The organism is Pseudomonas sp. FBCC-B1667 (assembly GCF_059133255.1).
In genome coordinates, this window is record NZ_CP101437.1 from 739,545 (window position 1) to 764,188 (window position 24,644).

General features: G+C 61.8%; 21 protein-coding genes. 16 read left to right on the plus strand and 5 right to left on the minus strand.

Features of this window, described 5'->3' with window-relative positions:
* Window positions 1–43: 43 nt before the first annotated feature.
* Together NL116_RS03260 and NL116_RS03265 are read left to right on the plus strand one after the other, a co-directional pair.
* On the plus strand, window positions 44–5,968 hold the full coding sequence (locus NL116_RS03260; RefSeq protein WP_494375990.1) for an Hpt domain-containing protein: 5,925 nt from the start codon (window positions 44–46) through the stop codon (window positions 5,966–5,968).
* Complete coding sequence (locus NL116_RS03265; RefSeq protein WP_494375991.1) at window positions 5,961–6,419, plus strand: chemotaxis protein CheW; 459 nt, start codon at window positions 5,961–5,963, stop codon at window positions 6,417–6,419. The genes NL116_RS03260 and NL116_RS03265 overlap by 8 nt, the downstream gene beginning before the upstream one ends.
* 133 nt (window positions 6,420–6,552) lie before the next feature.
* Here the strand turns inward: NL116_RS03265 and NL116_RS03270 are convergent, their stop codons facing one another.
* Window positions 6,553–6,939 carry a DUF6124 family protein gene (locus NL116_RS03270; protein ID WP_494375992.1) on the minus strand — a complete coding sequence of 129 codons (387 nt, stop codon included), beginning with the start codon at window positions 6,937–6,939 and terminating at the stop codon, window positions 6,553–6,555.
* A 713-nt stretch (window positions 6,940–7,652) separates the two neighbouring features.
* Here NL116_RS03270 and mdcA point away from each other — a divergent pair.
* The 9 genes from mdcA (at window position 7,653) to madM (ending at window position 14,883) form a co-directional block, all read left to right on the plus strand.
* Window positions 7,653–9,323 carry a malonate decarboxylase subunit alpha gene (gene mdcA / locus NL116_RS03275; RefSeq protein ID WP_494375993.1) on the plus strand — a complete coding sequence of 557 codons (1,671 nt, stop codon included), beginning with the start codon at window positions 7,653–7,655 and terminating at the stop codon, window positions 9,321–9,323.
* Complete coding sequence (locus NL116_RS03280) at window positions 9,323–10,180, plus strand: triphosphoribosyl-dephospho-CoA synthase (protein ID WP_494375994.1); 858 nt, start codon at window positions 9,323–9,325, stop codon at window positions 10,178–10,180. Before mdcA ends, NL116_RS03280 begins: the two co-directional genes overlap by 1 nt.
* Entirely contained in the window at window positions 10,180–10,479 is a 300-nt protein-coding gene (locus NL116_RS03285) for a malonate decarboxylase subunit delta (RefSeq protein ID WP_494375995.1), read from the plus strand. Before NL116_RS03280 ends, NL116_RS03285 begins: the two co-directional genes overlap by 1 nt.
* The gene (locus NL116_RS03290) at window positions 10,472–11,314 is read left to right on the plus strand and encodes a biotin-independent malonate decarboxylase subunit beta (protein WP_494375996.1); all 843 of its coding nucleotides are present in this window, start codon (window positions 10,472–10,474) and stop codon (window positions 11,312–11,314) included. The genes NL116_RS03285 and NL116_RS03290 overlap by 8 nt, the downstream gene beginning before the upstream one ends.
* Window positions 11,311–12,114: a biotin-independent malonate decarboxylase subunit gamma gene (gene mdcE, locus NL116_RS03295; RefSeq protein ID WP_494375997.1), complete on the plus strand. Its 804-nt coding sequence runs from the start codon at window positions 11,311–11,313 to the stop codon at window positions 12,112–12,114. Before NL116_RS03290 ends, mdcE begins: the two co-directional genes overlap by 4 nt.
* On the plus strand, window positions 12,108–12,728 hold the full coding sequence (locus tag NL116_RS03300) for a malonate decarboxylase holo-ACP synthase (protein ID WP_494375998.1): 621 nt from the start codon (window positions 12,108–12,110) through the stop codon (window positions 12,726–12,728). Before mdcE ends, NL116_RS03300 begins: the two co-directional genes overlap by 7 nt.
* On the plus strand, window positions 12,725–13,636 hold the full coding sequence (gene mdcH / locus NL116_RS03305; protein WP_494375999.1) for a malonate decarboxylase subunit epsilon: 912 nt from the start codon (window positions 12,725–12,727) through the stop codon (window positions 13,634–13,636). The genes NL116_RS03300 and mdcH overlap by 4 nt, the downstream gene beginning before the upstream one ends.
* Before the next feature lie 64 nt (window positions 13,637–13,700).
* Entirely contained in the window at window positions 13,701–14,117 is a 417-nt protein-coding gene (gene madL / locus NL116_RS03310) for a malonate transporter subunit MadL (RefSeq protein WP_140671138.1), read from the plus strand.
* A 1-nt stretch (window position 14,118) separates the two neighbouring features.
* Window positions 14,119–14,883 carry a malonate transporter subunit MadM gene (gene madM / locus NL116_RS03315; protein WP_494376000.1) on the plus strand — a complete coding sequence of 255 codons (765 nt, stop codon included), beginning with the start codon at window positions 14,119–14,121 and terminating at the stop codon, window positions 14,881–14,883.
* A 151-nt stretch (window positions 14,884–15,034) separates the two neighbouring features.
* On the opposite strand, the gene NL116_RS03320 is transcribed toward madM, so the two are convergent.
* Window positions 15,035–15,949, minus strand: a complete 915-nt coding sequence (locus tag NL116_RS03320; RefSeq protein ID WP_494376001.1) for a LysR family transcriptional regulator — start codon at window positions 15,947–15,949, stop codon at window positions 15,035–15,037.
* A 152-nt stretch (window positions 15,950–16,101) separates the two neighbouring features.
* Here NL116_RS03320 and trhA point away from each other — a divergent pair, with 152 nt between their 5' ends.
* Window positions 16,102–16,719 (plus strand): PAQR family membrane homeostasis protein TrhA, encoded by a 618-nt coding sequence (gene trhA / locus NL116_RS03325; RefSeq protein ID WP_123434702.1) that lies wholly within the window; start codon window positions 16,102–16,104, stop codon window positions 16,717–16,719.
* Window positions 16,720–16,754: 35 nt separating this feature from the next.
* Here the strand turns inward: trhA and NL116_RS03330 are convergent, their stop codons facing one another.
* Window positions 16,755–17,672 carry a LysR family transcriptional regulator gene (locus NL116_RS03330; RefSeq protein ID WP_494376002.1) on the minus strand — a complete coding sequence of 306 codons (918 nt, stop codon included), beginning with the start codon at window positions 17,670–17,672 and terminating at the stop codon, window positions 16,755–16,757.
* Window positions 17,673–17,781: 109 nt separating this feature from the next.
* On the opposite strand from NL116_RS03330, the gene NL116_RS03335 reads away from it, so the two are divergent.
* From NL116_RS03335 to NL116_RS03345, 3 genes are read left to right on the plus strand one after another with little or no spacing between them, the layout of a single operon-like run.
* Complete coding sequence (locus tag NL116_RS03335; protein ID WP_494376003.1) at window positions 17,782–19,023, plus strand: D-amino acid dehydrogenase; 1,242 nt, start codon at window positions 17,782–17,784, stop codon at window positions 19,021–19,023.
* Between the two features lie 26 nt (window positions 19,024–19,049).
* A complete protein-coding gene (locus NL116_RS03340; RefSeq protein WP_494376004.1) occupies window positions 19,050–19,400 on the plus strand; it encodes a RidA family protein in 351 nt (116 codons plus the stop codon).
* Window positions 19,401–19,437: 37 nt separating this feature from the next.
* The gene (locus NL116_RS03345) at window positions 19,438–20,340 is read left to right on the plus strand and encodes a transporter substrate-binding domain-containing protein (RefSeq protein ID WP_494376005.1); all 903 of its coding nucleotides are present in this window, start codon (window positions 19,438–19,440) and stop codon (window positions 20,338–20,340) included.
* Between the two features lie 4 nt (window positions 20,341–20,344).
* Here NL116_RS03345 and NL116_RS03350 read toward each other — a convergent pair whose 3' ends face one another.
* Complete coding sequence (locus NL116_RS03350; protein WP_494376006.1) at window positions 20,345–21,064, minus strand: 16S rRNA (uracil(1498)-N(3))-methyltransferase; 720 nt, start codon at window positions 21,062–21,064, stop codon at window positions 20,345–20,347.
* A gap of 146 nt (window positions 21,065–21,210) precedes the next feature.
* Window positions 21,211–22,617, minus strand: a complete 1,407-nt coding sequence (locus NL116_RS03355) for an adenosylmethionine--8-amino-7-oxononanoate transaminase (protein WP_494376007.1) — start codon at window positions 22,615–22,617, stop codon at window positions 21,211–21,213.
* Between the two features lie 222 nt (window positions 22,618–22,839).
* Here NL116_RS03355 and NL116_RS03360 point away from each other — a divergent pair, with 222 nt between their 5' ends.
* Window positions 22,840–24,582, plus strand: a complete 1,743-nt coding sequence (locus tag NL116_RS03360) for a flavin monoamine oxidase family protein (RefSeq protein ID WP_494376008.1) — start codon at window positions 22,840–22,842, stop codon at window positions 24,580–24,582.
* The last annotated feature ends 62 nt before the right edge of the window (window positions 24,583–24,644 follow it).

Here is a 24,644-nt window from a genome sequence, read left to right on the forward strand (position 1 = left end):
CACAGGCGTATGATTTTTGATTGGCGTAGGGACTGGAGTGGTTATGGGTGATCGGCACGACTATGTGGCCCTTGAGTGGGTCAAAGGCGAGATTGCCGAAACGCTGAAGCAGGCTCATCAAGCCATCGAAACCCTGCTTGATGACCCGCAGGCGTTGTACGCCTTGAGCGATTGCCTGGCGTACATCCATCAGGTTCACGGCAGTTTGCAGATGGTCGAATTCTACGGCGCGGCGTTGCTCGCCGAAGAGATGGAGCAGTTGACCCGCGCCTTGCAGCTCGACCGCGTCAGCCATCGTGACGAGGCGCTGCGCCTGTTGCTGCAAGCCCTTGGGCAACTGCCGATTTACCTCGACCGGGTGCAAAGTGCGCGCCGGGACCTGCCCTTAGTGGTGTTGCCGCTGCTCAACGATTTGCGCAGTGCCCGGGGTGAAACCCTGCTTTCGGAAACCAGCCTGTTCAGCCCGCAACTGGCGGATCTGCCGCCGTTGGACGAAGCTTCGCTGTCGGGGCTGGAGCCCGCGGATTTCGCCAACGTGTTGCGCAAATTGCGCCAGATGCTGCAGGTGGCGCTGGTCGGGTTGCTGCGCGAGCAGGATGACCAGACCCACCTCGATTACCTGGCGAGGGTGTTTTCACGCCTCGAAGGGGTGTGCGCGGGATCGCCCCTGAGCCCGCTGTGGCAAGTTGCCTCGGCGCTGGTCGAAGGCATGCGCTCCGGGGTGATCGCCAACAGTCCGGCGCTGCGCAGCCTGTTCAAGGAGGCTGACCATGAACTCAAGCGCTTGCTTGAACAAGGCATCCACGGCATCAATCAACCGGCACCGCCGGAGCTGCTCAAGAGTTTGCTGTTCTACATTGCCAAGGCCGACCATCCCACCGGGCAGATGCTGACCATGAAAGATCGCTACTCACTGGACGACGCGTTGCCCGACAGCGCGATGGTCGATGAAGAACGGGCACGGCTGGCCGGCCCCGACCGCGATGCCATGCGCTCGGTGCTGGCCGCGCTCTGTGAAGAGCTGGTGCGGGTCAAGGAACGCCTCGACCTGTTCGTGCGCAGCGACCGCCAACACACCGCGGACCTCGACAGCCTGCTGGCGCCACTGCGGCAGATCGCCGACACCCTGGCGGTGCTGGGGTTTGGTCAGCCGCGCAAAGTCATCATCGATCAACTCGCGGTGGTGCTGAGCCTGGTTCAGGGCCAGCGCGAACCCAACGACGCGATCCTCATGGACGTTGCGGGCGCCTTGCTTTACGTCGAAGCCACCCTGGCCGGCATGGTCGGCACCGTGGAGCCCGAGAGCCGGGAAGAAAGCCGCCTGCCGACCACCGACCTGACCCAGATCCACCAGATCGTCATCCGCGAAGCGCGTATCTGCCTGCAAGAAGCCAAAGACATGATCGTCGACTACATCGACGCCGACTGGGATCGCCAGCATTTGCAGGCGTTGCCAGCCTTGCTGACCCAGGTGCGCGGCGCGTTGGCGATGATCCCGTTGAGCCGGGCGGCGAGCCTGGTCGAAACCTGTAATCACTTCATCCGCGAGCATTTGCTACTGGAGCCGGACCAGCCCGGTTGGCAGGAACTGGACACCCTGGCCGACGTGATCTCCAGCATCGAGTACTACCTGGAACGCCTGAGCGACGACCCCGAAGCACCGGGCGAAAAGTTGCTCGATGTCGCCGAAAAAAGCCTGGCATCGCTCGGGTTTTTCCCCAGCGAAACGCACGTGCCGATGCTTGATGATGTGCTCAGCCCGAGTGAAGCGCAGGTCATGCAGGACCAGCAGGCACTCGACGACCCCGAGATCGTGCAGACGCTGGCCGATGTGCTGGCCAGCCCCGTGTCTTCGGTCAATCCACCGGCCCTGACCACGCCCGGCAGCCTGCTGCCGCCGCCGGCCGGTGAAGAACCGGTGGACGATGAACTGCGCGAGGTCTTTCTCGAGGAGACCGATGAGGTTCTCGATATCCTCCAGGAGTATTTACCGCGATGGACCGCCCACCCCGACGACAAGTCCGCCCTGAGTGAGCTGCGCCGCGCCTTTCACACCTTGAAAGGCAGTGGACGGATGGTCCGGGCGCTGGTATTGGGCGAGCTCGCATGGGCCGTGGAAAACCTGCTCAACCGCGTGCTGGAAGACAGCGTCGCGCCAGGGGCCGCGGTGCAACAACTGCTCGCCGAGGCACTGAATCTGCTGCCGGAGCTGGTGGCCGAATACGCCGGCAATGCCCAGCGTCAGCGCAACGATGTCGACCAATTGGCGGCGCGTGCGCATGCCCTTGCCAAAGGCGATGCACCAGCCAGCGATGAAGACACACAGGACGTCGCGGCGCTTGATCCGCTGTTGCTGGAGATCTTCCGCAAAGAGGCCGAAACCCATCTGGCCAGCCTCAACCGCTTTCTCGATCAGGCCGCCGAGCATGTACCGCTTCAGGCCAGCGATGAGTTACAGCGCGCCTTGCACACCCTCAAGGGCAGCGCCTCGATGGCCGGTGTATTGCCGATCGCCGAACTGGCGAGGCCACTCGATCAACTGGCCCGCGAATACAAGGCACACCTGATCGCACTGGACCTGGACGAAGTCGAACTATTGCTGGAAGCCGAAGGGCTGTTCCGGCTCGGTTTGCGCCAGGTCAAGACAGATCCCCTGGCCGAGATTCGCGGTGCCCGTTCGTTGATCGAGCGCACTCAGGCGTTGCTCGCCGAGCGTCTGCAGTCGCTGTTGAGTACACCCAATACAGCGCTGCGAACCAAGCGCGATCCGCAGCTGATCAACAGCTTCCTCGCCCAGGGCATGGACATCCTGCTGGACGCCGAAAGCCTGTTGCAGCGCTGGCAGCAGCATCCCGGCGAGCGTCAGGAATTGACCGCGCTGCTCGATGAACTGACCACCCTCGGCGAAGGCGCACACCTCGCCGACCTGCATCCGGTGGACGCCCTTTGCGAAGCCTTGCTCGACCTCTATGGCGCAGTGGAAGAGAGCAGCCTGGCGGTCAGCGAGCGGTTTTTCCATGAGGCGCAAAGTGCCCACGAGGCGCTGATCAACATGCTCGACGAACTGGCCGCTGGCCAGGAAGTCAGCGCGCAACCGGAACGCATCCAGGCCTTGCGCAGTTTGCTCGATGAAAGTCTTGATCCCTTGTCCATGGGCCTGATCCGCAGTGATGGCAGCCGGACCCTGAGCATTCGCGAACTGGGTAGCGCCACGGCCGAACTAGCGCAATCGGCGACCCAGGTGGATCTGGACGATGAAATCGTTTCGATCTTCCTCGAAGAAGCCGTGGATATCCTCGAAAGCGCCGGCCAGGCGCTGCAACGCTGGTTGAGTGACCCGGATAACGCCGCACCGCTATCGTCCTTGCAGCGCGATTTGCACACGCTCAAGGGCGGGGCGCGGATGGCTGAAGTCGAGCCGGTCGGCGACCTCGCCCATGAATTGGAAAGCCTTTACGAAGGCTTGGTGGACCGCCGCTACACCTACAGCGAAACCGTGGCGCAGTTGCTGCAAAAGAGCCATGACCGACTCGCGGTGCTGCTGGAGCAACTGCAGAATCAACAATCGTTGGAGTCGCCGAGCGAGTTGATCGAGGCGATTCGCGAGTTTCGTCAGGGCAATGCCAACACCGCCGACGTGTCGGAGCCCGCGCCAGCCAAGGACTCGCCGGGGCATGATCCCGAGTTGCTGGAGATCTTCCTTGAGGAAGGTTTCGACATCATCGAAAACTCCGGTGGAGCGCTTTTGCGCTGGCAAGCCGAACCGTCGAACCGGCAGGAAATCGAAACCCTGCTGCGCGATCTGCACACGCTAAAGGGCGGTGCGCGCATGGTCGAAATCGCCCCCATCGGCGACCTTGCCCATGAACTGGAGTTTCTCTACGAAAGCCTGTCGGCGGGCACCCTGCAACCCAGTGCAACGTTGTTCACCTTGCTGCAAAGCAGCCACGACCGCTTGGCGCAGATGCTCGACGCGACCCGTGCCGGACAGCCATTGCCGCCGGCCGACCGACTGATCGACGCAATCAAAAACTTCAGCCATCCGGCCGTGCTTCAGCCGGCCCCTGTGGCGCCTGTCTCCATCAAGTCCGAGACGCCTGTTGCCGCCAAGTCCGAGACGCCTGCGCCGCAAGCCGACGCGGGCGCCGACATGGTCAAGGTGTCGGCGGAGCTGCTCGACGATCTGGTCAACCTGGCCGGTGAAACCTCGATCTTCCGGGGCCGTATCGAACAGCAGGTCAACGATGCGCGGGTTACTTTGAGCGAGATGGAAACTACCATCGAGCGGATGCGTGACCAATTGCGCCGGCTCGATACCGAAACCCAGGGGCGGATTCTCAGCCGTCAGCAGGTCGACGCCGAACGCCTGGGCTACGAAGAATTCGACCCGCTGGAAATGGACCGTCACTCGCAATTGCAGCAACTGTCCCGCGCGCTGTTCGAGTCCGCCTCAGATTTGCTGGACCTCAAGGAGACCCTTGACCGGCGCAATCAGGACGCGGAGAACCTGCTGCAACAGCAGGGCCGCATCAATACCGAGTTGCAAGAAGGCCTGATGCGTACGCGCATGGTGCCGTTCGAACGGATGCTGCCGCGGTTGAAACGCATCGTTCGCCAGGTTTCCAGCGAGCTGGGCAAGGATGTGGAATTTATTGTCGGCAACGCGGAAGGCGAGATGGACCGCAACGTCCTTGAGCGTATGGCGCCGCCGCTGGAGCACATGCTGCGCAATGCCGTGGACCATGGGCTGGAATCGGCCGAGGTGCGTATTGCCGCTGGCAAACCGGCCAAGGGGCGGATCACCCTCGACTTGTCCCGGGAAGGCGGCGACATGATTTTCGACATCCGCGACGACGGTGCCGGCGTGCCGCTGGACGCGGTGCGGCGCAAGGCGATCAAGCGTGGTTTGCTCGCTGAAGATGCCGATATCAGCGATCGCGACGTGTTGCAGTTCATCCTGCAACCGGGGTTTTCGACGGCCGAGAAGATCACCCAGATTTCCGGACGTGGCGTCGGCATGGACGTGGTCCATGAAGAAGTCCGCCAGCTTGGCGGCACCATGGTCATCGACTCGGTGCCGGGGCAGGGCGTGCATTTCCGCATTCGCCTGCCGTTCACCGTGTCGGTCAACCGTGCGCTGATGGTGCAATGTTTTGACGATCAATACGCGATCCCGCTGAACACCATCGACGGCATCGTCCGTGTGCTGCCCAACGAACTGGAAGGGCATTACCGCCTCGATCCTCCACGGTACAAATACGCCGGGCAGGACTATGAGCTGTGCTACCTCGGCGAACTGCTGAAAACCAGCTCCCGCCCGAAACTGCTCGGCCAAAGCCTGCCATTGCCGGTATTGCTGGTGCAATGCAACGAGCGTCACATTGCGGTGCAGGTCGATTCCATGGCCGGCACTCGCGAGATCGTGGTGAAAAGCCTTGGCCCGCAGTTCGCCGCGGTGCAGGGCTTGTCCGGTGCGACGATTCTGGGCGATGGCCGGGTGGTGCTGATTCTCGATTTGCTGGCGCCGATCCGCGCTCTGCAGGCGCCTTCACCGCAACAGGCGCTGAACCAGGACGCCGAGGTCGAGCCACACAAGCCCTTGCTGGTGCTGGTGGTCGATGACTCGGTGACCGTGCGCAAAGTCACCAGCCGTTTGCTTGAGCGCCACGGCATGAACGTGCTGACCGCCAAGGACGGGGTCGACGCGATGTTGTTGCTCGAAGAACACAGGCCGGACGTGATGTTGCTGGACATCGAAATGCCGCGCATGGACGGCTTCGAAGTCGCGACCCAGGTGCGCGCCGACGAGCGCTTGCAGCACCTGCCGATCATCATGATCACTTCACGCACCGGCCAGAAACACCGCGACCGCGCGATGGCCATTGGCGTCAACGACTACCTGGGCAAGCCGTACCAGGAATCGGTGCTGCTCGAAAGCATCGCGCTCTGGAGTAAACCCCATGCTTGAGCATCGCACCAGCAACGTCACCGGCCTGCTGCTGCCCTTGGCCGACCGCAACCTGATCCTGCCCAACGTCGCGGTGGCGGAGCTGATCGACTATCAGCCGGGGGCGTTCGATCTGGATACGCCGCCGTGGTATCTGGGGCTGGTGACGTGGCGCGACCGACAGATTCCGTTGCTCAGTTTTGAATCGGCGTGCGAGCAGAAAATCGTCATCGGCGAGCGGGTACGGATCGTGATTCTGAATGCGCTGGGCGGGCGACCGGAGCTGAAATTCATTGCGTTGCTGGTGCAAGGGATTCCGCGGTCGTACAAGCTCGACAGTCAGTTGAGTTATGTCGACGTGCCGTTGTGTTCGCTGGAACAGGCGGCGGTGCAAGTGGGGGAGCAAGTGGCGAAGGTGCCTGACTTGCTGGCGCTGGAGGAGTTGCTCGTCACGGCCGGTTTAGCCCGCTGATCATTCCCACGCTCCGCGTGGGAATGCAGCCCGGGACGCTCTGCGTCCCATCCAAAGCCGAACGCGGAACGTCCGTTGAGGCATCCCCACGCAGAGCGTGGGAACGATCATGAGTTCACCTCAAACCTGACGGCTAAACCTTGGTCTGAGCGCGCAACTGCATCTGCAACGCCTCGAAATGGTCCAACGCCCGCTCCACCAACAACTGCACCCCATCCGCCATCCGGCTGATCGCCAAAGCGACCGAGCGGCGAGAGCCTTCCACATCGTCCGCCAGATCAGCCGCAATCGCGCTGATCGACAGCATGTCTTCGGAAGCGTTGGCCAGCAGGGCTTCGGCATCGATGTCGGGGCATACCGTGAAGAGTTGGGACTTGGTACGGCGTCTCGGTGGTTTGTCGTTAGAAGGGGGGAAGTAATAGGAGAAGGCGCGGTCGGCGGCTTCCTTGCGTTTTTCGGCTTCGAGGGGGTCGTCGGATTTGGTATCGGTTTCCGGGGGATTGGGAGTGACTTTGAACATTGTGAATCTCCGCTTATGGTTTGGAGCTGGCCCATTCGGTTTCCGAACGAAGGGGTGGCAGCTGTACGCAGGTTGGAAACCCGGGAAACGGCAACCCGGTTGACCCGAAGGTCTCCCGCGCACAGCCGCCATAACGGAGTGCACACTTTAACAGTGCGCAAGCATACGTCATGAGTGGCGCTTTTACGCCGTTTGCTCCTCGGGGTTTCCAAACCCGGTCACTGATTTGGCAGCGACCCACAAACGATAAAGCTCAGCGCAAAACCCCACCAGTCAGCGGCTTCCGGCATTGCTGTAGGCAGCGACGCCAGATTGCGTAGCCTCACACCCTTCCTGCGTACAAACTTTTAAACACAAAAATCCCAATCGGCTGGCAAAGGTTGAAGAGTCCCCAAAAGGGACCGATAGGTCCCTTTTGGGGACTGATTCGCGTGCAGCAAATGACCAGACTGTGATGCTGCGGTGAATGTTCTGGCCCCATCGCGAGCAAGCTCGCTCCCACATTGGATTTGCGGCGTACACAAAACCCTGTGGGAGCGAGCTTGCTCGCGATGGCGGCCTTCAATTCACCTTGATCATTCCCACGCGGAGCGTGGGAACGATCGTTTAGACGATCATTACCCTGACCGTAACGATCCACCGCTCAGCTTGATTGATGCCCCCACCCAACACTCCTAAGGTGACTCCCACGACAGCGAACCCGTGGAGTGGTCATGACAACAACAATATCCCCCGACTCGCGATGGACGCGGCGGCGCAGCGAAAAGCAGCGGCGTCTGGCGTTGGTCAAGGATCTTGCCGACGGTGTGGTCTTGCCCACCGACAACATCGTCGCGGCGCTGGAAGCCTTGATCCTGCCCGGCGACCGCGTGGTGCTGGAGGGCAATAACCAGAAACAGGCGGATTTCCTCTCCCGTTCACTGGTCAAGGCCGATCCCGCCAAGCTCCACGACTTGCACATGATCATGCCCAGCGTCGGCCGTGCCGAGCATCTGGACCTGTTCGAACGCGGCATCGCCCGCAAGCTCGATTTCTCTTTCGCCGGTACGCAAAGCCTGCGCATCAGCCAGTTGCTGGAAGACGGTCTGCTGGAAATCGGCGCGATCCACACCTACATCGAGCTGTATGCGCGGCTGGTGGTCGACCTGATTCCCAACGTCGTGCTCTCGGCCGGTTTCATGGCCGACCGCGCCGGCAACATCTACACCGGCCCCAGCACTGAAGACACCCCGGCATTGATCGAACCGGCTGCGTTCAGCGATGGCATTGTCATCGTTCAGGTCAACCAGTTGGTCGACGATGTCAGCGACCTGCCTCGCGTCGACATCCCCGCGTCCTGGGTCGATTTCGTGGTGGTGGCCGACAAACCGTTCTACATCGAACCGCTGTTCACCCGCGATCCACGGCACATCAAGCCTGTGCACATCTTGATGGCGATGATGGCGATCCGTGGCATTTACGAAAAACACAACGTGCAGTCGCTCAATCACGGCATCGGTTTCAACACCGCCGCCATCGAATTGATCCTGCCGACCTACGGCGAATCCCTCGGCCTCAAAGGCAAGATCTGCCGCAACTGGACGCTCAATCCACACCCGACCTTGATCCCGGCGATTGAAAGCGGCTGGGTCGAAAGCGTGCATTGCTTCGGCACCGAACTCGGTATGGAAAACTACATCGCCGCGCGGCCGGACGTGTTCTTTACCGGGCGTGACGGCTCGATGCGTTCCAACCGGATGTTCAGCCAGCTCGCCGGGCAATACGCCGTGGACCTGTTCATCGGCGCGACCCTGCAAGTCGATGGCGACGGTCATTCTTCCACCGTGACCCGCGGGCGCCTCGCCGGTTTTGGCGGTGCGCCGAACATGGGCCACGACCCACGTGGTCGCCGTCACGGCACGCCGGCCTGGCTCGACATGCGCCACACCGACGTGGCCGAACCGATGCTCGAACGCGGTAAAAAACTCGTGGTGCAAATGGTCGAGACGTTCCAGGAGGGCGGTAAACCGACCTTCGTCGAAACCCTCGACGCCATCGACGTGGCTAAGAAAAGCGGCATGCCGCTGGCGCCGATCATGGTCTACGGCGACGACGTCACCCACCTGCTGACCGAAGAAGGCATCGCGTATCTGTACAAGGCGCGTTCGCTGGAAGAACGCCAGGCGATGATCGCCGCCGTCGCCGGGGTGACCGCCATCGGCCTGCGCCACAACCCGAAAGACACCGCACGCATGCGCCGCGAAGGGTTGATTGCCTTGCCCGAAGACCTCGGCATCCGCCGCACCGACGCCACCCGTGAACTGCTCGCCGCGAAAAGCGTGGCGGATCTGGTCGAGTGGTCCGGTGGCCTCTACAACCCGCCCGCCAAGTTCAGGAGCTGGTAATGCACGCACTTAACCTGCAACCGAAAACCCTGTCCCTGGCGGAACGGCTGGCGGATCTGGCGGTGGACGTGCTGATCGACGAAGCCGACCTGTCGCCGAAACCGGCGCTGGTCGACCGTCGCGGCAATGGCGCGCACACCGATTTGCACCTGGGGTTGATGCACGCCTCGGCGTTGTCACTCTGGTCTGCGTTCAAGGAAATGGCTGAAGCCGCTATCGAATGTGGCGACATCGGTGTGCCGCTGCGCGAAGCGGTGGGGCGGATTGGCCGGGAAGGGGAGCAAGCGATGCTCGCCACCACGGGCGGGGTGAATACCCACCGCGGGGCGATCTGGGCCTTGGGCCTGTTGGTCACGGCTGCCGCGCTGGAGCCTGAATCCAGCGCCGCAGGCTCCATTACCCTGCGCGCCGCACGCCTGGCGTTGCTCGACGACCGTTTCGCACCACGACCTCTCAGCCACGGCGCCCAAGTCGCCCAGCGTTACGGCGCTCGCGGTGCCCGTGAAGAAGCGCAGCTGGGTTTTCCTTCGGTGGTGCAACGCGCATTGCCGCAACTCAAACACAGCCGCGCCGCCGGTCACGGTGAACAGAACGCCCGGCTCGATGCCTTGCTGGCGATCATGACCCGACTGGCCGACACCTGCGTGCTCTACCGCGCCGGCGAACCAGGCCTGCAAGCCATGCAACTTGGCGCCCAGGCTGTGCTCGATGCAGGCGGCAGCGCCAGCCTCGCCGGTCGCCGCCGTTTGCATGAGCTGGATGAACAATTAATCGCGTTGAATGCCTCGCCGGGCGGTGCTGCTGATTTGCTCGCCGCTTGCCTGTTCATCGACCGCCTCGAATCCGGAGCTTTCTGATGGAAACCTTATCCTTTGAATTCCCCGCCGGGCAGCCGCCACACGGTCGCACGCTGGTGGGTTGTGTCGGCTCGGGCGATCTGGAAGTGCTGATCGAACCGGGTCAGGCCGGCAAGCTGACCATTAATGTGCAGACCTCGGTCAATGGCGCGCAGCAGCGCTGGCAGCATCTGTTCTCGCGGATGTTCGACGGTCAGACACCGCCGGCGATGGACATCGCCATCCACGATTTCGGCGCGACGCCGGGAGTGGTGCGCCTGCGTCTGGAACAAGGCTTTGAGGAGATCGGTCATGACTGATCTCCTTAACAAACACAGCTTCATCGAACTCGGTGCCCGGCAACGCGCGAAAGCCTTGCTCGACCCCGGCACCTTCCGCGAATTGCTCGACCCGTTTCAGCGCGTCATGTCGCCGTGGCTGGAGCGCCAGGGCGTGGTGCCGCAAGCCGATGACGGCGTGGTGATCGCCAAGGGCAGCCTCGGTGGTTTGCCGGTGGTAATCGCGGCCATCGAAGGCGCATTCCAGGGCGGCAGCCTCGGTGAAGTCGGCGGGGCGAAGATGGCGGGCGCGCTGGAACTGGCCGCCGAAGACAACCGTAACGGCATTCCAACCCGCGCCGTGCTGCTGCTGGAAACCGGCGGCGTGCGCTTGCAAGAAGCCAACCTCGGGTTGGCAGCGATTGCCGATATCCACGCGGCGATTGTCGACCTGCGCCAATACCAACCTGTAGTTGGTGTGGTGGCCGGCAGCGTCGGCTGCTTTGGCGGGATGTCGATTGCCGCCGGGTTGTGCAGCTATTTGCTGGTGACCCAGGAAGCGCGTCTGGGCCTGAACGGTCCGCAAGTCATCGAACAGGAGGCCGGGCTTGAGGAATACGACTCCCGCGACCGTCCGTTCATCTGGAGCCTGACCGGAGGCGAGCAGCGTTTCGCCAGCGGTCTGGTGGATCGTTATGCCGCTGATGATGTGGCGCAAATTCAGCGACACGTCGGTGAATTGCTGCAGCAAGGTTTGCCCGCGCATCAACGCAGTCGTCAGGCCGATCTGTACCTGCAACGGCTGGCCCGCCTGGACGCCGCACCGCAAATCGAACCGGCGACGGTTCGCGATCTGTATCAAGGAGCGCGCTCATGAGCACCTATTCGCTGAGAGGCTTGAACTGGTTCAACGCTTTGAGTGCAGGGGCGAAAGCGGTCGAAGGTTTGCCCGCTTCATTGAAGGTCGCCGATGGCGTGCTGGGTGATCAGCCGGTGCGGTTTATCGCCGTGGTGGCGGATCCGGACAACCGTTTTGTCCGTGCGCGTAACGGTGAAGTCGGTTTGCTGGAAGGTTGGGGCTTGGCGAAAGCGGTGGATGAAGTGATCGCCGCGGAGGTGGATAATCCGCACAAGCGCGCCTTGATCGCCATCGTCGATGTGCCGAGTCAGGCGTATGGCCGACGCGAAGAAGCGCTCGGCATCCACCAGGCCTTGGCCGGTGCAGCGGACAGTTATGCCCGTGCCCGGCTGGCGGGGCACGCCGTGATTGGTTTGCTGGTGGGCAAGGCAATGTCCGGCGCGTTTCTGGCTCACGGTTATCAAGCCAATCGGCTGATCGCCCTGCGTGATCCTGGCGTGATGGTGCACGCGATGGGCAAGGCGTCGGCGGCGCGGGTGACTTTGCGCAGCGTTGAAGAACTTGAAGCGCTGGCCGCCAGCGTGCCGCCAATGGCCTACGACATCGACAGCTACGCCAGCCTCGGTTTGCTCTGGGAAACCCTGTCGGTGGAACAGATAGAGCAGCCGACGACGGCCGATCTGGCGCGGGTGACGGAATGCCTGAATCAGGCGATTGGCGATGTGGCTGCCCATGGTCGCGACCTGAGCAGCCGCTTGGGTGCGAACAACCGTGCCGCCTCAAGCAAGGTTCGCCAACTGCTGAGAGCGCAGTGGTGAACACGCTTCTGGCCCACGATCTGCTCTGGGGCATGACCCCGGAGCAATTGCCTGCGGAGGCGCCGGCGTGGGTGACCGACTCCCTGAGCGCGGGCCAGCCCGTGGTGGTTCGGCGTGCGCTGAGCGCGCCGGGGCTGGTCGCAGTCGGCGTGCGTGGGCGCTTGCGTGATCAGCGTTTTGCGTCGGTGATGCCGGTCGATGGCATTCAACGTCGGGTCAAACCGGAAGACCTTTGCCAGGTCTCGATTGATCGCGATTTACCGGCCGTGCGCGCCCTCAGTCAACTGCGGCCGATTCTGGATGACTGTGGTTGGGTGTGGGGTGTCAGCGGCAGTGCCGGGTTCGAACTGGCCAGCGGCTTTGCTGCGCTGCACGAGGGCAGCGATCTCGACTTGATCCTGCGCACGCCGCAAACGCTGGACCGTTTCGAGGCACAGGCACTGGTGAAGATTCTGGAGGCTGTCGGGTGCCAGGTGGACATGCAGTTGCAGACGCCGTTCGGCGCTGTGGCCCTGCGCGAATGGGCCGGCTCGGCTCACCGTGTGTTGCTGAAAAATGCCAGCAAAGCCTGTCTGGTGATTGATCCATGGAACCCGCAGGAGCAAGCGGCGTGAGCAGTTTGCTGGTGTTCCCGGGCCAAGGCGCGCAGCAGCCGGGCATGCTTCAGCGTTTGCCTCGCGAGACGCTGAACGAGGCAAGTGGCGTGCTGGGTGAAGATGTTCTGCTGCTCGATTCTGCTGAAGCATTGAAGTCGACCCGGGCGGTTCAACTGTGCCTGTTGATCGCCGGAGTCGCGGCTTCTCGCCAATTAGCCATGGCGGCGGATTATGTGGCCGGATTGTCCATCGGCGCTTACCCGGCAGCGGTGGTCGCCGGTGCCTTGAGCTTCGGCGATGCGCTGCATCTGGTTAGCCTGCGCGGTGAATTGATGCAGCAGGCTTATCCACAGGGCTACGGCATGACCGCGATCATCGGTCTGGAATTATCCACAGTGGCACGTTTGCTGGCGCAGGTTCACAGCCTCGATACGCCGGTTTACCTGGCCAACATCAACGCCGATAACCAGGTGGTGGTCGCCGGCAGCGACGAGGCCATGAAAGCGGTGGCGACGTTGGCGAAAGGTCAGGGTGCAGGTCTGGCCAAACGGCTGGCGGTCAGCGTGCCTTCGCACTGCCCGTTGCTGGAGGGGCCGGCAAAAATCCTGGCCGAAGCATTCGCCAAGGTGTCACTGAAAACGCCGACCTTGGGTTACCTGAGTGGCAGTCGCGCGCGGCCCGTTATCAACGCCGATGCCTTGCGCGACGACCTCGCGTTCAACATGTGCCGCGTCGTCGATTGGCGTGGCACGGTGCAAAGCGCTTACGAGCGCGGCGTACGGCTTCAGATTGAACTGCCGCCCGGTGCGGTGCTGACCGGGCTGGCGCGCCGGGTATTTGAGCAGGGCACCGTGATCGCTTTCGACGGTGCGCGGCTCGACACCTTGCAGGCGCTGTTGCGTGAGGAGGGAAGCCGCCCACTCTAGACCCGGACTCAGGCCTTCGAACAACAAAAACAACATTCGACGATGCACTTTGAGGACTACAACAATGATTATTTACGGTGTGGCGCTGTTGGCGATCTGTACGCTGGCAGGGGTGATCATGGGCGATGCGCTTGGCATGTTGCTGGGCGTCAAATCCAACGTCGGCGGGGTCGGGATCGCGATGATCCTGCTGATTTGCGCACGGTTATGGATGCAGAAACGCGGTGGCATGACCAAGGATTGCGAGATGGGCGTCGGCTTCTGGGGCGCCATGTACATTCCGGTGGTGGTCGCCATGGCCGCGCAACAGAACGTCGTCACCGCGCTGCACGGCGGCCCGGTGGCGGTGCTTGCGGCGATTGGTTCGGTGGTGATCTGCGGCTGCACGATTGCCTTGATCAGCCGCACCCACAAAGGCGAACCCTTGCCCGATGAACCGGTGGAAGTCACCCCGGTCGGCACACCGGTAGGAGGTCGCTGATATGTGGGAACTCATTGATAAAGGCTTGACCGCCAATGGCCTGGTCACCGCGTTCGCCTTTGTTGGCGTGATCATGTGGGTGTCGGTGGTGTTGTCGAAACGCCTGACGTTCGGACGGATTCACGGCTCGGCGATTGCCATCGTCATTGGCCTGGTATTGGCCTGGGTTGGCGGCACCCTGACCGGCGGGCAAAAAGGCCTGGCGGACCTGACGTTGTTCTCGGGTATCGGTTTGATGGGCGGCGCGATGCTGCGCGACTTTGCCATCGTTGCCACCGCGTTCGAAGTGCAAGCCACCGAAGCGAAAAAGGCCGGGCTGATTGGTGTGATCGCGCTGCTGCTGGGCACGATTCTGCCGTTCATTGTCGGCGCGAGCATGGCCTGGGCGTTTGGTTATCGCGATGCGATCAGCATGACCACCATTGGCGCGGGCGCGGTGACGTACATCGTCGGGCCGGTGACCGGGGCGGCGATTGGCGCGAGTTCCGACGTGGTGGCGCTGTCGATTGCCACCGGCTTGATCAAGGCGATTCTGGTGATGGTCGGCACGCCGATGGCGGCGCGCTGGATGGGCCTGGATAACCCGCGCTCGGCGATGGTGTTCGGCGGGTTGGCCGGGACGGTCAGCGGCGTGACGGCGGGGCTGGCGGCGACGGATCGGCGGTTGGTGCCTTATGGCGCGTTGACGGCGACGTTCCACACCGGGCTTGGGTGCTTGCTTGGGCCTTCGTTGTTGTACTTCATTGTTCGCGGGATTGTGGGTTAAGCCGTTAGTTCTCTATTGAATGTACCGGCGCCATCGCGAGCAAGCTCGCTCCCACAGGGGAACGTATTCCAATGTGGGAGCGAGCTCGCTCCCGCAGGGAAACGCATTCCAATGTGGGAGCGAGCTTGCTCGCGATAGGGGCGGCGCGGTATCAAGCCTGGCGATTGGCGTACATCCGGCACTCGGCCAACAGCGCCAGCAAATTCGGATCGCGCTCCTTGGCCTTCAGGAATACCACGCCAATGTGCTGCTGCAACCGATAGCGTTCCTGCAACGGAATCAGCTTCACCCGGTTCTCATACACCGCCGCAATCCTTCCCGGCAGCAACGCATAACCCACCCCCGAGCTGACCATGCTCAGCAGGGTGAATATGTCGTTGACCTGCATCGCCACCTTCGGTTCGAACCCCGCCTGCTTGAACACCCGATTACCGTCCTGGTGCGTAGCAAATCCTTGGGTCAGGGTAATGAACGTCTCGTCGCGCACTTCGGCCAGGTCAACCTCGGCGCGTTGGGCGAATGTCGAATCCGCTGGGGTCGCGAGAAAGATGTCGTCGGAAAACAGCGGGATCTGCTCGCAGTCCGGGTCGTTGACGCTCTCGTCCAGCGACACCAGGATCGCATCGACTTCCATGTTCTTGAGCTTGTACAGCAGGTCGAAATTGGAACCGAGGATCAGGTCGATGTTGAGTTCGCTGCGGCGGATCTTCAGGCCCATGATCAATTGCGGCACGGTCTTCACCGTCAGTGAATACAGCGAGCCCAGCTTGAAGCGTTCCGCAGAAAAGCCGGCGGCTTCGCGGGTCAGGCGCACGGTTTCGACCACGTCCTGAATCAGCTTTTGTGCCCGTTCTTCGAGTACATAGGCGCTTTCCAGTGGTGTGAGGTTGCGGCCTTCATGTTTGAACAACGGGCAGCGCAGGGCGCTTTCCAGGGAGTGGATCGCCCTGTGTACGCTGACGTTGCTGGTCTGCAACTCGGCAGCAGCACGGGCCAGGTTGCCGGTGCGCATGAAGGCGAGGAACACCTCGAGTTTTTTCAGGGTCAATTCTTCGTCGATCAGCATGGCCCGGACTCTTATTCGAATGGCTCGATTGTGCACGCATGCGCCCTTTTGTAGCAGCTGTCGAGTGAAACGAGGCTGCGTTTTTTTCGAGATCAAAAGGTCACTGAGGTAGTCTTGCGCGATGTTGCAGCGAATGTTGAGGTGAGCGACGCATGTATCACGGGGAACGATTGAACGCCTGGACGCATTTGGTCGGGGCAGTGGCGGCAACGGTCGGGGTGGTGTGGATGCTGGTGATCGCCAGCATGGACGGCAGCCCATGGAAGATCGTCAGCGTGGCGATTTACGGTTTCACCTTGCTGAGTTTGTACAGCGCCTCGACCGTTTACCACAGCGTGCGCGGGCGCAAGAAAGCGATCATGCAGAAGGTGGATCACTTTTCGATCTATTTGTTGATCGCTGGCAGCTACACGCCATTCTGCCTGGTGACCCTGCGCGGGCCGTGGGGCTGGACGCTGTTCGGGATTGTCTGGGGGCTGGCGCTGATCGGCATCCTGCAAGAGATCAAGCCGCGCTCGGAAGCGCGGATCCTGTCGATCGTGATTTATGCGGTGATGGGCTGGATCGTGCTGGTGGCGGTCAAACCGTTGCTGGCGGCGTTGGGTGCTGCGGGGTTTGCGTGGCTGGCGGCGGGCGGGATCTTGTACACCGTGGGGATTATCTTTTTTGCCCTCGATCATCGGCTGCGCCATGCCCACGGGATCTGGCACTTGTTCGTGATTGCCGGGAGTTTGCTGCACTTTGTAGCGATTTTCTTTTACGTCCTCTAAACCCCCACAATCCCCCTGTAGGAGTGAGCCTGCATTTAAGGCGGCGCAGGGATCAAGCGATCCATTTGTTCCTGGGCGCGACGGCTGAACACCTGCAACAGGTCGTTCAAGGTGTGGGGCGGCGGTTCGGTGGCGCGGGTTACCGCGTACAGAGTGATGGGCAGCGGCGGGGTCAATGGGCGAATCGCCGTCGTGGCGGGGGAGGCGCCGAGTGCCGTGAACGGGTCGATCACCGCCAACCCTGCGCCGGATTCCACCATCGCCCGGGCCAGTGAATAGGTCTGCACCGCGATGCGCACCCGGGGCGGCGGCTCCACCGCTTCGAGGTAACTGTCGAGCCGGGCCGCCAACGGGTCGGCGCTGGACAAACCAATCAGCGGAGCATCGGCCAGCGCCATCAGTGACAACGGGGTGCCTGCCTCCGCCGCCGACCAGTAACCGGCGGGCGCCAGTGCCACCAGCACGCCGGACGCCAGCGCCTGGGCCTTGAGTCCCGGATGATCCGGTCGTTGCAGCGTCAGGGCGACATCCACTTCACGCATCAGCAGGTTCTGCACCAGTTCGCGGCTATGGGCGCTGGAGAGTTCGCAGGCAATGTCCGGGTAACGCTCGGTCCACTCGTGAATGGCAGGCGGCAGCAATGACAGGGCCAGCGCCGGGGTAGCGCCAATGCGCAGGCTATGGCCGGGTTCGCGGCGCAAACTCTGGGCCAGGCGCCGCACCCCTTGCAGGCTTTCAGTGACCTTATCGACTTCACGCTCCAGTTCCAGTGCTTCCGGTGTTGCCTGCAATTTGCCGCGAACCCGCAAGAACAGAGGGAAACCCAATTGCTGCTCGGCATGCTGCAGCACTTTGGTCACCGCCGGCTGCGAGACGTGCAGCCATTGCGCGGCCGCACTGATCGAACCGGTCTGGCGGATGGCCTGGAAAATCTCGATATGACGAAGACGCATGGCAGGTCCATAACCTTTGTTTATGGGTTCGGCATCTTTATTCATTGTTCGTCGCCTGTCACCTGGCTCTAACCTCGGCCTCGCCTTAACAACGGTTTTAGGGACGGACATGGTTCAGCGTGTGTGCATCATCGGTGGTGGCGTGATTGGCCTGGCAACGGCGTACGCGCTGGTGCGCGACGGCTTTGAAGTGACGGTGGTCGAGGCCCGGGATTCGCTGGGCAGCGAAACCAGTTTCGCCAATGGCGGCCAATTGTCCTATCGCTACGTGGCGCCATTGGCGGACGCCGGCGTGCCGTTGCAGGCGATCGGCTGGATGCTGCGCGGCGACTCGCCATTGAAGCTGCGCCCACGGCTCGATCCCGTCCAATGGCGCTGGATGGCGTCGTTCCTCGCCGCGTGCCGTCGTTCGGTCAACCGTGAGAACGCCGCGCACTTGCTGCGCCTGGCGCTGTTCAGCCAGAGCACGCTGAAAACCTGGCGCGAAGACGACGGGTTGAGCAATTTCCAATGGCGGCGCAACGGCAAACTGGTGACCTTCCGCAACCCCGTCAGCTTCGGGAAAGCGCGCCAAGGCCTGGCCGATCCGCAGCATCAGCAAGTGTTATCCGCCGTCGAGTGCGCGCAACTGGAGCCGGCGCTGGCCGATGCGCCTTTTGTCGGCGCGATCTATACGCCGGATGAAGAGGTCGGCGATTGCCATGGTTTTTGCCAGCAACTGGCTGAACGTTTGAAAGCGTCCGGCCGTTGCACCTTTCGCCTGGGCCATGCGGTGACCGGGATTCATTACCTCAACGGCGCGGTCACTGCTATTGAGTTGGGCGCCGAGGTGTTGCCGGTCGAGCAGTTGGTGATCGCTGCCGGCCATCGCAGTCCGCTGCTGGCGCTGCCCGGTTTGCGCCTGCCGCTCTATCCCCTGAAGGGCTACAGCCTGACGCTGCCGATTGGTGCTGGACATCAGGCACCCGAGCTGAGCATCACCGACTACGACCGCAAGATCGTGTATGCGCGCATCGGTGAGCAATTGCGTGTGGCGGCGATGGTCGACATTGTCGGCTTCAACCCGGCCGTCGATCCCGAACGCTTGAACCTGATCAAGCGCCAGGCCCGCGACACCTTCCCGAATGCCGGTGATTACGATGCTGCCGTCGAGTGGGCCGGCATGCGTCCGGCGACCCCCAGCGGAGTCCCCCTGTTGGGCGCTACGGCCTACCGCAATCTGTGGCTGAATCTCGGTCATGGCGCGCTGGGTTTTACCCTGGCCTGTGGCAGCGGCCAGTTGCTCAGCGAGCTGATCAGCCAACGCCAGACCTCCATTGACCTGCTGGGTTTCAGCCACCCTGCCGCTTGAATTTCCCTGTCAAAAAAGGCCCCGTCATGACCATAGAACGTTTTCACAGCAACCCACGCCTGTCAGGCGCCGTGACCTTCGGCAACCTGGTGTTTCTCTCTGGTCAGGTGCCGGGCGATGCCCTGGATGCTGGCGGTCAGACCCGCGAAGTGCTGGCGAAAATCGACGCGTTGCTGACCGAGGCCGGCAGCGACAAAGATCATTTGCTCAACGCGACGATTTATCTGAAGGACATCAATGCCGATTTCGCAGCGATGAATGAAGTCTGGTCAGCCTGGTTGTCACCGGGGAAGGCCCCGAGCCGCACCACGGTGCAGGCCGATCTGGCGCGACCGCAGGTGTTGGTGGAAATCACCGTCACCGCCGCTTGTATCTGAACCCACCAGCACCCCACCCTCACAACGGAGAATAACAATGCAAAAAATCACGTTGCTCGGCTGCACCCTCGGGCTGTTACTAGGCAGTCAGGTTCACGCCAATGAAGCGCCGCAGGCCGGCACATTGGGCAAGATCGCCAATGCCAACAGCATCACCCTCGGGTATCGCGATGCGTCGGTGCCGTTCTCCTACGTGGGCGATCAAACGGGTCATCCGATGGGGTACTCCGTGGATCTGGCGAGCAAGATTGTCGAGCGCATCCGCCAGCAATTGAAGCGGCCTGAGCTGAAAGTGAACTACACCCTGGTGACCTCGCAGACGCGGATTCCACTGGTGCAGAACGGCACCGTCGACCTCGAATGCGGCTCCACGGGGGTGACGGCTGAACGGCAGAAGCAAGTGGCGTTTTCCTACGGTTTCATCTACGTCAAAGGCCAGTTGCTGACGGCCAGGGACAGTGGGATCAAGCGTTTCGCCGATCTGCGCGGCAAGAACGTAGTGACCACCGCCGGCACCACCAATGAACGCTTTTTGAAGAGCTACAACGTCGACAACAAGATCGACATGTTCGTGATCAGCGCCAAGGACCACGGCGAAGCCTTCCAGATGCTGCAGACAGGTCGGGCGGCAGCGTTTTACATGGATGACGCACTGCTCTATGGCGAACGCGCCAAGGCGCATGATCCGCATAAATGGGTGGTGGTCGGGGAGGAGCAATCGCGGGAAATCTACAGCTGCATGGTGCGCAAGGATGATCCGCAATTCCTTGCCCTGGTGAATGGCGCGTTGGCCGATCTGTACAGTTCGGGCGAGATCAATGGCATCTACCAGCGCTGGTTTGAACAGCCGATCCCGCCGAAGGGGTTGAACCTTGAGTTTCCGATGACCAGCGAACTCAAGGCGATCATCGCCAAGCCGACGAGCGATCCGGTTCAGTAAAGCGTCAGAAATCGCCCCACAGTTGCTGCGCTACCGCCAACGCCACCACGGGGGCGGTTTCGGTGCGCAGCACGCGCGGGCCAAGGCGGGCGGCGTGGAAGCCGCTGGCTTTGGCCTGCTCGACTTCGGCGTCGGAGAGCCCGCCTTCGGGCCCGATCAGGAATGCCAGGCTTGAAGGTCTGGCGTGACCGACCAACGGCTCGGCCACCGGATGCAGCACCAGCTTCAATTCCGCTTCAGTCTGCTTCAACCAATCCGCCAACAGCAGCGGCGGATGAATCACCGGCACCCGTGACCGCCCGCATTGCTCGCACGCGCTGATCGCCACCTGGCGCCAGTGCATCAGACGCTTGTCGGCGCGTTCGTCCTTGAGGCGGACTTCGCAGCGGTCGCTGAAGATCGGGGTGATTTCGGTAACGCCCAGTTCGGTGGCTTTCTGAATCGCCCAGTCCATGCGCTCGCCACGGGACAGGCCCTGGCCGAGATGGATAGCAAGCGGCGACTCGACTTGTCCGGCGAAGCTTTCATCAATCTGCACCACAACACGTTTCTTGCCGACCTCCACCAGCGTGGCGCGAAACTCGTGGCCCGAACCGTCGAACAGCTGCAACGCATCGCCCTCGGCCATGCGCAGTACGCGACTGATGTAATGGGCCTGGGCTTCGGGCAACTCGTGTTCGCCGGTGCTCAGGGGGGCGTCGATAAAGAAGCGGGACAGTCTCATGCGGTGTCTCTGTAAAGGGTGTAAAAAAGTGGCGGCCCTATCGCGAGCAAGCTCGGCTCCCACAGGGGGTACGTGGTCAACTGTAGGAGCCGAGCTTGCTCGCGATGACTGTAATCCGGTCACCGCAGAAGCTTAGGTGGAATCGATCAGCCCGGATCGCGGAAGCCGGGGTGGAAGTCCTTCGGCACCGCCACGCTGACGCTGTTGCGCGCCGCGATGTCGATCCCTTCGCTGGCCACTTCGGCCAGAAAGTCGATCTGCTCCGGCGTGATCACGTACGGCGGCAGGAAATACACCACGCTGCCCAACGGTCGAAGTAAAGCACCGCGTTCCAGTGCGTGCTGGAACACCTTCAAACCACGACGTTCCTGCCACGGATAGGCTTCTTTTGTAGCCTTGTCCTTGACCATCTCGATGGCCAGGACCATGCCGGTCTGGCGCACTTCCGAGACGTTCGGATGGTCGGCCAGGTGCGCGGTGGAGGAGGCCATGCGCTGAGCCAGGGCCTTGTTGTTCTCGATGACGTTGTCTTCTTCGAAGATATCCAGCGTCGCCAGCGCCGCCGCGCACGCGAGCGGGTTACCGGTGTAGCTGTGCGAATGCAGGAACGCGCGCAGGGTCGGGTAGTCATCGTAGAACGCGCTGTAGACGTCTTCGGTCGTCACGCAGGCCGCCAGCGGCAGGTAACCGCCGGTCAGGGCCTTGGACAGGCAGAGGAAGTCCGGGCGGATGCCGGCCTGTTCGCAGGCGAACATCGTGCCGGTGCGACCGAAGCCGACGGCGATTTCGTCGTGGATCAGGTGCACGCCGTAGCGATCACAGGCTTCGCGCAGCAGTTTGAGGTACACCGGGTGGTACATGCGCATGCCGCCAGCGCCCTGGATCAGCGGCTCGACGATGACTGCCGCGACAGTGTCATGATGCTCTGCCAGGGTCTGTTCCATGGCCGCAAACATGTTGCGCGAATGTTCTTCCCAGCTCATACCGTCCGGGCGCAGGTAGCAATCGGGGCTCGGCACCTTGATGGTGTCCAGCAGCAGGGCCTTGTAGGTTTCGGTGAACAGCGGCACGTCACCGACCGACATCGCCGCCATGGTCTCGCCGTGGTAGCTGTTGGTCAGGGTGACAAAGCGCTTCTTGTTCGGCTGGCCGCGGTTGAGCCAGTAGTGGAAGCTCATTTTCAGCGCGACTTCGATGCAGGACGAACCGTTATCGGCGTAGAAGCACCGGGTCAGGCCTTCCGGGGTCATCTTCACCAGGCGCTCGGACAGCTCGATTACAGGCTGGTGGCTGAAACCGGCGAGAATCACGTGCTCAAGCTGATCGACCTGATCCTTGATGCGTTGGTTAATGCGCGGGTTGGCGTGGCCAAACACGTTAACCCACCAGGAGCTGACAGCGTCGAGGTAGCGCTTGCCTTCGAAGTCCTCAAGCCACACGCCTTCACCGCGCTTGATCGGGATCAGCGGTAGTTGTTCGTGATCTTTCATCTGGGTGCAGGGATGCCACAACACCGCGAGATCGCGTTCCATCCACTGTTTATTCAGGCCCATTTTCTGTCTCCTCGAGGCTACCCGTGACGTAGGCGGGTAAACAATCGCGCAAGCCTATGCAATGCGTCGCGCCGGGACAACCCATTGTGACGATTGAGCTACTTTGAATGGGCCGATAGACGTTGCTGGCGGGCGTCTGATGGCTGACGTATCCTTCGCGGTTCTTTGAGTCGTCTGACTCGTAAAACTGCTATTTCCTCATGTATTTCCGGAGTTCGCTGAATGTCTGTCGGTTGGCTGCGCGCCTGTGCGCTGGTGATGTTGGGGCTGTTCAGCGTGTCTGCGCTGGCCAAGGATAAAACCGCGATCGTGATCGGCGGCGGGCTGTCTGGCCTGACCGCGGCTTACGAGTTGCAGAACAAAGGCTGGCAGGTCACCTTGCTGGAAGCCAAACCGAGCCTGGGTGGTCGCTCCGGCATGGCCACCAGCGAGTGGATCGGCAACGACAAGACTCAGCCGGTGCTGAACAAGTACGTGTCGACCTTTAAGCTGAACACCACGCCAGCCCCGGAATTCGTGCGTACCCCAGGCTACCTGATCGACGGTGAGTACTTCTCCGCGGCTGATCTGGCGACCAAGCAGCCGGCCACCGCCGATGCGCTCAAGCGCTACGAAAAAACCCTGGATGACCTGGCGCGCTCGATTGACGATCCGCAGAACCCGCTCGCCACCAGTACCTTGCAAACGCTGGATCAGATCAACGTCTCCAGCTGGCTCGACAAGCAAAACCTGCCGGCCACTGCGCGTCAGCTGATCAATCAGCAGATTCGTACCCGCTACGATGAACCTTCGCGTCTTTCGCTGCTGTACTACGCGCAGCAAAGCCGTGTTTACCGTGGCGCGTCTGATCGTGACCTGCGTGCTTCACGACTGGTGGGCGGCAGTACGGTGCTGGCCCAGGCGTTCGTCAAACAGCTGAAAACCATCAAGACCAGCTCCCCGGTCTCCTCGATTACCCAGGACAAGGACGGCGTAACCGTCAAAGTCGGCTCGGTCGGTTATCAGGCTGACTACGTGGTGTTGGCGGTGCCGTTGCGTGCATTGAACAAGATCCAGATGATCCCGTCGCTGGATGCCCAGCACATGGGCGCCATCAAAGGCACCAACTACGGTTGGCGCGACCAGATCATGCTGAAGTTCAAGACGCCGGTCTGGGAACCGAAGGCGCGTATGTCTGGCGAAATTTTCAGCAACACAGGCCTGGGCATGTTGTGGATCGAGCCGGCGTTGAAGGGCGGCGCCAACGTGGTGATCAACCTGTCCGGCGATAACGCTCGTGTGATGCAGGCGTTCGGCGACAAGCAGATGGTCGATCAGGTGCTGATTCGCCTGCACACCTTTTATCCACAGGCCCGTGGTTCGTTCACCGGTTATGAAATCCGCCGCTACAGCACCGACCCGTCGATGGGCGGCGCTTACCTGGCCTTCGGCCCGGGCCAGATCAGCAAATACTGGCGCCTGTGGGAACGTCCGATCCAGCGCGTAGCCTTTGCCGGCGAACACACCGACACCTTGTACCCAGGCACTCTGGAAGGCGCATTGCGCACCGGCCAGCGTGCGGCCAGTCAGGTAGAAGACCTTGCGGCAGGCAAGTCGTTTGAACCGGCTAAAGTGGTGCCGGCAGCGGCGGCCGGTGCCGTGGCGGCGAAGAAAGGCAACTTCTTCAGCAACTTGTTCGGCGGTTCGGATGACGACAAGAAGGCAGAGCCGGTCAAGGCGCCTGCGCCTTACACCCCACCTGCACCGGATCCAGCCCCGGTCGTTGCTCCCGCCCCGGTTGAAGCACCTAAGCCTGCAACGCCAGTGAAAGCCGAGCCAGCCAAGAAAGCTCCGGCTAAAAAGCCGGCTGCCAAATCGGAAACCAAAAAGGCTCCCGCCAAGGCACCCGTGAAGAAAACCGAACCGGCAAAGAAAACAGCCACTAAACCGGCTGCAACCCCGGCAACGGAGACCAAGGCGCAGTAAGCGTCTGGACTAAAAAACGCGGCAGAGATGCCGCGTTTTTTTATGCCTGAAGAAAAACCGGC